The 10,438-nt window shown below is 55.8% G+C and carries 2 protein-coding genes, 1 tRNA gene, 2 rRNA genes and 6 pseudogenes (1 of these 11 cut by a window edge); all 11 read right to left on the reverse strand.

What is annotated here, in order from left to right; translation table 11 throughout:
- Positions 1–306 precede the first annotated feature (306 nt).
- Positions 307–1,452, reverse strand: coding sequence for a tetratricopeptide repeat protein (locus AC3G7M_RS02140; protein WP_489214092.1), 1,146 nt, complete (start codon positions 1,450–1,452; stop codon positions 307–309).
- A gap of 729 nt (positions 1,453–2,181) precedes the next feature.
- Positions 2,182–2,256, reverse strand: a pseudogene (locus AC3G7M_RS02145) (hypothetical protein); the annotation flags it as partial.
- A 1,218-nt stretch (positions 2,257–3,474) separates the two neighbouring features.
- A pseudogene (locus AC3G7M_RS02150) lies at positions 3,475–3,943 on the reverse strand (transposase); the annotation flags it as partial.
- Between the two features lie 28 nt (positions 3,944–3,971).
- Positions 3,972–4,662 (reverse strand): annotated as a pseudogene (locus AC3G7M_RS02155) (transposase); the annotation flags it as partial.
- Between the two features lie 30 nt (positions 4,663–4,692).
- A pseudogene (locus AC3G7M_RS02160) lies at positions 4,693–4,915 on the reverse strand (transposase); the annotation flags it as partial.
- Between the two features lie 60 nt (positions 4,916–4,975).
- Positions 4,976–5,287, reverse strand: a pseudogene (locus tag AC3G7M_RS02165) (hypothetical protein); the annotation flags it as partial.
- Positions 5,288–5,301: 14 nt separating this feature from the next.
- Positions 5,302–5,532: pseudogene (locus tag AC3G7M_RS02170) on the reverse strand (transposase); the annotation flags it as partial.
- Positions 5,533–6,280: 748 nt separating this feature from the next.
- Entirely contained in the window at positions 6,281–7,066 is a 786-nt protein-coding gene (locus AC3G7M_RS02175; RefSeq protein WP_489214093.1) for a 3-deoxy-manno-octulosonate cytidylyltransferase, read from the reverse strand.
- A gap of 202 nt (positions 7,067–7,268) precedes the next feature.
- Positions 7,269–7,345, reverse strand: a tRNA-Met gene (locus tag AC3G7M_RS02180).
- A gap of 60 nt (positions 7,346–7,405) precedes the next feature.
- A 5S ribosomal RNA gene (gene rrf / locus AC3G7M_RS02185) occupies positions 7,406–7,520 on the reverse strand.
- A 200-nt stretch (positions 7,521–7,720) separates the two neighbouring features.
- Positions 7,721–10,438 (reverse strand): 23S ribosomal RNA (locus tag AC3G7M_RS02190); it runs 22 nt beyond the window's last position.

Below are 10,438 nucleotides of genomic sequence, written 5' to 3' on the forward strand. Positions count from 1 at the left end.
GCCGTGATATCTAGCATCGAAACTGCGAACACCTTGCCTACCTTCGTTATGCCAAACCGGTAACTCAGTACGGTGCACATGTCTCTCTCGAGTGATGCGAATGTGTCTTCACATGGAACTTGATCCAACCGATCATTTGTTGTGACGACCAATATCGTGAATTCGGACTTTTAGTTGTTGAATTGCTACTTCCTACGATTCCGCCTGGCAGCGTGGATTGTCTATGATTGACATAGATCCTAAAGGGAAGAAGTTCGCTTGTTATCTGGCAGATAAAGACAATATAGATCTCAATTGCCTGTACTGCTACCGGTCATGTCTTATAAAAAGGCGAGACCAAAAACTGATTTGCCGTCTCTGGCTGGTCTCAACAGATTGAGACATTAGCATCCTCAATTTAAGAACCTGCTCCTTAAAATATAGATCATACGGAGACATTTTAAGAGCATGTCGTGCGGATTTCTCCGCCAAATCGTAAGCTTTCATCTCAAAACAAGCACTATGAAATGACCTAAGCACATAAAAATTTGAAATGTCATCAATAGCTATTTTAGCTAAAATCATTCTGCAAAATTCATTTTCTTGCAACGCGTAAAATACCAGCGCGACGCGAGTTGCCACGTTGACCGGAATTTTAATGTTACTAATTTTGTCATTAATTATCAGAGCGAATTCTTTGGCCGATCGTTCATCCTTAGAGGCAAAGTATAACTCAGCCGACCTAATAAGGTCATCGAGCCGATCGACATGAGCACGAATAGTGTCAATCTCCTGCTTAGCATCTTTGAATTTGTTTAACAATATTAAGATTTCTGCTCTTGCGAAATGCTCTTCGAGAGCCGGCGGAGATGCCAAGCTAATGGCTTTCTGGGAAGCTTCTAATGCGCTTTTCAAATCGCGCACTTTTGCATAAGAACGAGCTACAAAAGCCCATTCCTGGCTTTCAAGAGAATGGAGTTCCAAAATGCTGTCCAAAGTATTTTTTGCTTGAACAAAATGACCTCGGTCCAAATATAGCTGTGCTAATCTTTGTCTGATTGGGAACCAATTTGGATCTCTCTTAATTATTCTTTCTGCCATTTCCTCGGCTAAATGAAAAGATCTTATATAAGCGTACGTGTTAAGAAGTTTTATTTCGAGATCGTTATTTCCTTTAGCAATTGTTGCCAATGGCTCTATCGCGTGCGCAGCTTTTAGTTTGTCATCCTGGTCGTATAGCGCCTTTGTTTTGCCAATCAAAATATCCGCGTTGGTTGGATCTTTCTCTAGTACATAGTCAAAAAATTTTATGCTATCTCCATATTTTCCAACTGCACGCAGCCTTTCGGCGAAGGCCCCTGCTTTGAGTGGCTCAACGCTCCCATCTTCGAGAGCATTTTTCGCTATTTCAATAGCATTACTAAAGTCATTTTGGTCCAGCAAATTAAAAGCCCGTTGTAAATTATTTGACATAAGTCCAACTCTCCGCACTGGAACCCATTTCTAGCAAATCACCTAAATTGGAGCAACTAAACTGCTATCATTTTGAGAACCTCTATATGATCGGGAAGATCAGTAACCTTGCCCGTGACTGTGCTCGCTGATAACCACAAGCAGCGCTGTATTGACGCTCCTCGAAATTCGGATCGCTGAATAGTAAGCGGTCGTTTATTGTTTCCACTAGACGAAACATCATTTAGTATTCAGGACAATTGTAAGCGTCCGATAGAATTGTCCCCATTGAGCCGGATAGAAATGTCCTTGTTCCCCCGACCATTTTGGTCCGGTTCGATTGGGGGTTGGCATGGAGTTGGTGCTGATGAACGACCCCGAGCCGCATCGTGTTGGCGTTCTGGCGGAGATCCGATCTGGCGATCGAACGGTTTCCTCCGGCGCGGCGCTGTGGGGGCTGACGGCGCGGCATACGCGACGCCTAGTTGAGCGTTACGGGCGGTCCGGTGCGGCCGGTTTGGTACCACGGCCCAAAGGGCCGTCCCTCCAATCGGCGCCGCCCAATTGCCGAGCGAGAGCATGTTTTGGGGCTGCTGCAGGCGCATTATGCTGGGTGTATGGGCCCGACGCTGGCGTCTGAGGCGCTCGAGGCGCGCCATGAGCTCCACGTGCCTCGCGAGACCCTCCGCAGTTGGATGCGGGAGGCTGGTCTTTGGCTGCCCCGGGCGCAGCGGCGACGCTTGAGGTGGGTCACCATCGCCTCGGCGCCACTGGCGAATGCCAGAGGACTTTGATCAAGTCTCTGCGCTTGCAGCGGAACACATAGAGATCTCCAGCGTAAGGATCGCAGCCAAGCCCTTCCTGGACCTGAAAATGCCAAACCGTTCATGTCGCGCCGCATGTCAGTGGCATCCTTCGCCAACCAGACCCGCACACCCGAGGGAACGGGATCATCCCCGGAAATCTCGGCACGCAACGTAGCGACGCAACATTAACATTGAAGCCAACCCGGATGGTTGGCCCATCAGGGGGCTAGATCTCAATTGTGCTGTCTATAGCTGTTCCCGGATTGGCTCTTTGCAGAGGTAACGCCGTCATAGCTTCCGGGCCAACGTGTGGAGGCAAAAATCCGGTGCCAGCTTCCACGGGTCGCAACCGTTGGCGCGACTGGGAGCGCCACCCCTACCGCAATCCAGGGCTAATATCGTGCCGCCATGCGACGTCGGCGACAGAGGCTCGTGGCATCTCCAATTCCGCCAAGACGCGCAGCTTTTCCTCGAGCCGACATCGCCGCCCCGCTCAACCCCTGCAACCACCTTAATACGAGAAGCCCGGCATACTAGACAGATCGACTGTCCAATGCCTGCAGCACCTATTACAGAACAGGAGCATTCTATTTTGTTGTCACATTCGAGGATGCCAAGACTGCCGGACTTACGATTTGCACCTCAATATTCGTATTTTTATTACCCTCCGGCCGACGTGTTGAGTAGTCAATTATTGTCCAAAAAAACTCTCTTCTATTGACATTGCTAATTGGCCTTACGGCCATTTCACATTCATTTTGTACAGAAAATACTCCCCCAGATAGTGTGCGGATGTCTTTTATGTCGACTCCGCCAGGGAATAATTTTGATATCTTGCTGGTAACAGCAAAAGTAACGTCATCGGACCCACAGGTCGGTGCGGCAACATATCGGTGATATAGAATATTAATCACGACAAGCAATAAGATCACTGTTATGGCCGGTAAAAGGCGGACTAGATATAGCAAACCACCCCCGATCAAAAGTAAAGCGCCGAAGGTAACCACAAATAGCATAGTAGCATCTTCCTGGTGATAATCCGGGTGCGGCCGATCACAAGATATAGCATTTTTCATAAAAGAGAAAGATCGCACTGCAAGTTGGTCTCTATCGACCAATTTATGTGCACTAAGAAACATCATCAGAATTCTACAAGCTGTGAGATATGCGGGCGTTGTGAGATCGCGCCCCGCGGCGTGGTGTAGGAGCGTGCCCTCGAGCAGCGTTGACTGCCTGATCAGCTGACCAGTGCGGGCATGCTGACAATGGCATCATCGCTCAGTGAGGCGATGGTTTCCAGTATCATGTAGCGTGCCCATTGGACGGACCATTCGTCAATTTGTTCGAGCAACGGCTTGCCAGTAAGGGGCGTCACAGCGGCGTCGTTGGGATATATCCCGACGACTTCGCTCCGGCGCTTGATCTCACCATTCAGTCTTTACATGGGGTTCGTCGGGTGTAGCTTCGCGCGGTGCTGAACGGGAAGGCCATATAGGAAGGACGTCCGGCTCCGCCGCGTCCATCAGCCCGGCCAATGTCGGCACGCGTGACCGCATCTGATCGGCGACATCGCGCCATTGTTCGCGGGCAGCCGTGGCGTCGTCCTGCGCGAAGGCGGTGCCAACCCAAGCTGAGAGGATGCTGCGCTGTGTCTTGCCCGCATCGGCCAGCCCATTGCGCATGAAACACACGCAGGGCTGTTGAAAACAGCCGCTCTTGAACGGTCGCGACGGGTCAGCTGTCAACAAGGTTCAGCGACGGGGGAATGATATTAAATCGACACGAGGCGCCACGGGACGACCTGGCGATATTCAAGACGAGCGGAAAAGCACAAAGCAAAGGCAGGATGAAGGCGGCGGCCGGCAGTGTGAGGTTTATCGCCACCACCGTTAGGAAGGCCTGGACGCGCATGTTCTCCAGGCCGCGGTGAACCGCGCGGGCAAAGGCATGCCAAGTCTTCGCCTCGCCATGGTAGCCCTCTGAGTGCCAGCGGTGCCGCTGGTAGAGATAGCGGTCCTCATCGACCATCGCTCGCGCCGGCGCCGGGCGCGTAGGAGGGCTGGATAATTGTCGCCCAGCACAACGGCCTTGTTCACGCACCCCTTTGAAAGACAGAGATACGCGAGGTCGCAGCCACGACAATCCCGAGCGCGGGAGGTGAAGAAGCGCCATGCTTGATCACTCGACCCGCCTTGAGCTTCTTGCCACGCAGGCACTTCAGCACGTCATTCAAGGCATCGTAGCCAAACCGACGCATCGGGACCGCGCTGTGAATCGGCTCCGTCTTAGCCGGGATCACTGCGGTGATGTCGCGCACTTCGAGGCCGGCGTAGAGCTTGGCGTAGGCATATCCGGCGTCGGCAGTGACAGTCTTGATGGCCGTTCCGGTCAGCACCGCCACCGCATCCAGGCGGGCGTGGACGATGCCGAGGACGAAACCTGCGAGCATCCAGTCGCCTTCGATCGGGCGGGAAGGCGCCGACGCGGTCATCGATCTCGCCACAAAGCCGGGATACCTAGCTTTTGCTGATGCCCTCATCCCCATGGCCTTGACCAGGTCATCGAGCGACCGGGTCGAAATGCCCTGATATAGGCCTCCTGAAAGACCGAGTCAGAGCCTTCTCCGCCAAGCGGCAGGGTTCCAGGAAGGTCGGGAAATAGCTCCCGCGCCAGAGCTCGGCATTGCCATGGTCACCCTTCAGCATGCGCCCGTAATTCTGCTCGTTCGGTGACTGGCCGCGATCTTGCGCCAGCTTGCCGAGGACGATCTCGGCCTGATTGGTCGCGGATGCCGCCCAGACGAAATGCGCGTCCTGCGTGGACGCAGCCGGGTTGCCGGCGGTATCTGCGGGCATGACCGTCGGCGTTCCCGCTTCCTGGCCAGGCTTGAGCTGGATCACCTGCGTCGCTGCACCCGGACCCTGCGGCGCGGTTGCGTCCGAGGTGGGCACGTTCTGCGCCAAGGCGACCGAGCCGGACGCCGCGAGCAGAGCCAGGCCGCATGCGCCGGACAGAAGCCACCGATTATTCCGAGACTTATCTTGCCTCATGGAATTACTCCTTTTTTGGGGACCCGAAGCTCCACCGTTCCCGCCCGCGTCTCCCAATCGCGATCCCGATAGCCATTGCGTTGATCGCGCCGTTCGGCAGTGCGTTCCCCTACCGCTGCACCACACAGCCCGTCAGTCTCAAGCTGCATCAGTCGCCGAGCCGCAAAACCTATCATCTCGCGCAGGAATGTAGCGTCAGACCCCTTCTCCAGAAGGGCGCGAAGCGCGATCTTGTCCTCGGTCATCGTGATGCTCCTTAGGTTCAGGTTGTGTCTCGACAACCCAACCCTTACCCAAGATCATCGCGGTGGCCACCTACCAGCCTTCCTACGCCAGCCTCTTGGCGGTCCGCTCCGGCAGCCAGTCAGCGGTCCTACACCACTCCCGGGACACGACCTCTTGCGGCGTGGGCTGCCTTCCGGGGTGAAGGACATTGAACCCGTACAAGCATCCGCGGCGCCATCAAGCCGGTCTTGCTCACAGCCTGATTGCGTTGCGGACCGCAACTGCCTGGCCCAGCCGTCCATAAAAGGCCAAGCTAAGGACCGTGTCTTGCGCAAAGATTGCAGAATGATCGATACCTAGAAAGAGCGATGCCGTATCGGCGCGCTGCCAGCGCGGGTCGACGGAGCCGTGCGGACCGCCAGCGGCTCAGCTCCAACGTATAGCCTTTCGGATCACGAAACTTGAAGGCTTCCACCACGCCTGATGGGGCAGGAAGCCTTAGGGCGCCACCGATGGTGATCGGGGCGGCGTCATGCTGGCGTCGCATCGCGACCCACTCAGTCTGTCTGAGCCGCGGCCGCAAGAATAGTGGAAGCTTCGACACGCCCTCGAAGATTGCGTCCTGCGCAACCTCGGCATTTGGCTAAACAACTACGCAGCCAGGACGACGGCCGCCTAGGGGTTGTCGGACAGTCTGGCTTCGGCTTTTGGCGAAGGCCGCGTTGCCGAAGTTACGGCATTCCGCGAGTGTAGCTATACGTTTTCGGATTACTTACTATCGAGGGCTTCTTGGCCTCGACCCGGCGCCGTCAAAACGGTCGCTTGAGAGCGCATCATGGCGCGGGCCCGTTCCAGATCCTCGGGGGTATCAACGCCAAGCGGCACCTCTCCCACCTCAATGGCATCGATGCGCATGCCATTTTCCAGCGCGCGCAGTTGCTCCAGCTTTTCGCGCTGCTCCAGAGGCGAGGGTGGCAGGCGGATGAAACGCGCGAGAGCGGCCCGGCGCCAGGCATAAAGGCCGATGTGGTGATAGAGCGGGCCATCGCCCCAGGGGCAGGCGCTGCGTGTAAAGTACAGACAGCGATGCCGGCCCGCGCCCAAGGGCGTGCCCACCATCTTGACGACGGACGGGGCGGTCCGTTCCTCCTCGCGATGGATTTCGGCCACAGGCGTGGCGACCGCGACAGCAGGGTCATTCAGGACGGAGGCCGCCGCCAAAATCGTGGCGGGCGCCAATAACGGCAAGTCTCCCTGCACATTCAGCACAACATCATGGCGCGCCTCTGGATCGAAACGCAGCAACGCCTCGAAGATGCGGTCAGAGCCCGAGGGGTGATCCTCAGCCGTCATCACCGCCGTGCCGCCTACAGCCCGAATGGCATCGGCAATCGCCGGTGTATCGGTCGCGACGACGACGGGAGCGATATCGGCCTCCATAGCGCGGCGCCAGACCGCGACAATCATGGGCTCGCCATTCAAGTCAGCCAGGGGCTTACGTGGCAGCCGGGTCGATGCCAGGCGCGACGGGATAAGAATGACCGGATTGTTCATGCTGCGTGGGCTGCCTGTGCTTTGCAGAGACTATGAATAGCGCAAAGTTGCCGTGGTTCTGGCATGGGCCCGGGATAGTCGCAATACTGGTTTCGCTGAGGTTTCGTTTAGAGGCGCGTCGCTTCAGGCTGTCTCTGCAAACGAAAATCCCCCGGCCTTCCTTCCGGAAAGCCTGGTGGATGTTTCTATTCTTCGTTCTATTTGGTTGCGGGGACAGGATTTGAACCTGTGACCTTCAGGTTATGAGCCTGACGAGCTACCGGGCTGCTCCACCCCGCGGGGGTGCTGCGTGCGTTGGTTTGCGCGCAGGGGAAGGTATGACAAAGGGTGGGTTGGAAGACCTGGCGGCGACCTACTCTCCCGCGCCTTAAGACGCAGTACCATGGGCGCTGGGGAATTTCACGGCCGAGTTCGGGATGGGATCGGGTGCAGGCTCCCCGCTATGGCCACCAGGTCGTCCAACCCACCCTTTGTATGGTGGTGTGTGAACGGGGTTTGGCGAGGTTTCATCGGCGCAGGCGCCGATGAACGAGCGAGAGAGAGGGATGTGCGTTTATGCGGTTCCATTTCTCTATTTTTGGCCTGCCGGGTTGGATAGGCGGCGGCGGGCCAAAAATCAAAAAGCTTGGATGATTGCTGTGCAGGATGGTGAGTGTAATGAGCCTATCGGGTGATTAGGACCGGTTAGCTGAACGCGTTACCGCGCTTTCACATCCGGCCTATCGACGTGGTGGTCTACCACGACCCTCAGGGAGACCTCGTTTTGAGGTGGGTTTCCCGCTTAGATGCTTTCAGCGGTTATCCCGTCCATACTTAGCTACCCGGCTGTGCCGCTGGCGCGACAACCGGTACACCAGAGGTATGTTCATCCCGGTCCTCTCGTACTAGGGACAAATCCTCTCAAGTCTCCTTCACCCACGGCAGATAGGGACCGAACTGTCTCACGACGTTCTAAACCCAGCTCACGTACCACTTTAATCGGCGAACAGCCGAACCCTTGGGACCTGCTCCAGCCCCAGGATGTGATGAGCCGACATCGAGGTGCCAAACCTCCCCGTCGATGTGGACTCTTGGGGGAGATCAGCCTGTTATCCCTAGAGTACCTTTTATCCGTTGAGCGATGGCCCTTCCACGCGGGACCACCGGATCACTATGGCCGACTTTCGTCTCTGATCGAGCTGTCGCTCTCACAGTCAGGCGGGCTTATGCCATTGCACTCAGCAGCCGATGTCCGACCGGCCTGAGCCCACCATCGCGCGCCTCCGTTACACTTTGGGAGGCGACCGCCCCAGTCAAACTGCCCACCATGCAGGGTCCTGAACCGGGATAACCGGTCTCAGTTAGACATCAGAAGCGCCCAGGGTGGTATTTCAAGGATGGCTCCACCTGAGCTAGCGCCCGGGCTTCAAAGCCTCCCACCTATCCTACACAGTGCTCCCCTGATGCCACTGCAAAGCTGCAGTAAAGGTTCATAGGGTCTTTCCGTCTGACCGCGGGTACCCCGCATCTTCACGGGGAATTCAATTTCGCTGAGCCCATACCGGAGACAGTGGGGAAGTCGTTACGCCATTCGTGCAGGTCGGAACTTACCCGACAAGGAATTTCGCTACCTTAGGACCGTTATAGTTACGGCCGCCGTTTACCGGGGCTTCAATTCAGTGCTTGCACACCTCCTCTTAACCTTCCGGCACCGGGCAGGCGTCAGACCCTATACGTCATCTCTCGATTTCGCAGAGCCCTGTGTTTTTACTAAACAGTCGCTACCCCCTGCTCTGTGCCACCCGCCCATGGTTGCCCACAAACGGGTCTCGCTTATCCCGAAGTTACGCGAGCAATTTGCCTAGTTCCTTCGATATGGTTCTCTCAAGCGCCTTGGTATTCTCTACCAGTCCACCTGTGTCGGTTTCGGGTACGGTCTATATGCTGGAGCTATTTCCTGGAATGCGCAAAAAGCCGGGACAATCCAATAAGCCCCGACAACATCTTGCATTCGTCACTTCCAGCAGGCTCAGGAATATTCACCTGATTCCCATCGACTACGGCTTTCGCCCTCACCTTAGGGGCCGGCTAACCCTGCGCGGATTAACCTTGCGCAGGAACCCTTGGACTTTCGGCGACAGTGTTTCTCGCACTGTTTGTCGCTACTCATGTCAGCATTCGCACTTCTGATACCTCCAGGAGGGGTCACCCCATCTCCCTTCGCAGGCCTACAGAACGCTCCGCTACCGCGTAGATCACTCTACACCCGCAGCTTCGGTGTGTGGCTTGAGCCCCGTTACATTTTCGGCGCAGGATTTCTATTAGACCAGTGAGCTATTACGCTTTCTTTAAAGGATGGCTGCTTCTAAGCCAACCTCCTGGTTGTTTTGGAATTCCCACATCCTTTCCCACTTAGCCACAACTTGGGGACCTTAGCTGGCGGTCTGGGCTGTTTCCCTCTCGACCACGGACCTTAGCACCCATGGTCTGTCTGCCGGGCTATACTTCTGGGTATTCGGAGTTTGGTTAGGTTTGGTAAGGCTTTGGGCCCCCCTAGCCCATCCAGTGCTCTACCCCCCAGGGTAAACACCCGACGATCTACCTCAATAGATTTCGCGGAGAACCAGCTATTTCCGAGTTTGATTGGCCTTTCACCCCTAGCCACAGCTCATCCCCGACTTTTTCAACAGGCGTGGGTTCGGCCCTCCAGTGCGTGTTACCGCACCTTCAGCCTGGCCATGGCTAGATCACTCGGTTTCGGGTCTTCTACCTGCAACTCGTCGCCCTATTCAGACTCGCTTTCGCTACGCCTACACCTACCGGCTTAAGCTCGCTGCAAACAGAAACTCGCTGACCCATTATACAAAAGGTACGCCGTCACCGCAGTTGCGGCTCCGACTGCTTGTAGGCGTCCGGTTTCAGGTCTCTTTCACTCCCCTCGTCGGGGTGCTTTTCACCTTTCCCTCACGGTACTTGTTCACTATCGGTCACCAGGGAGTATTTAGGCTTAGAGGGTGGTCCCCCTACGTTCAGACAGGATTTCACGTGTCCCGCCCTACTCAAGGATTATAAGCAACCTCACCGCATACGGGGCTATCACCCGCTCAGGCCGGACTTTCCAGACCGTTCTGCTTAACCGCTTATAACCACTGGCCTGATCCGCTTTCGCTCGCCACTACTGACGGAATCTCTGTTGATGTCTTTTCCTCCGGGTACTGAGATGTTTCAGTTCCCCGGGTTCGCCTCCTAACCCTATGTATTCAGGTTAGGATACCCATCGCTGGGTGGGTTTCCCCATTCGGATATCCATGGATCAACGCCTGCTCGCGGCTCCCCATGGCTTTTCGCAGCGTGCCACGTCCTTCATCGCCTCCTGGTGCCAAGGCATCCACC

This window comes from Acidisoma sibiricum (genome assembly GCF_057837225.1).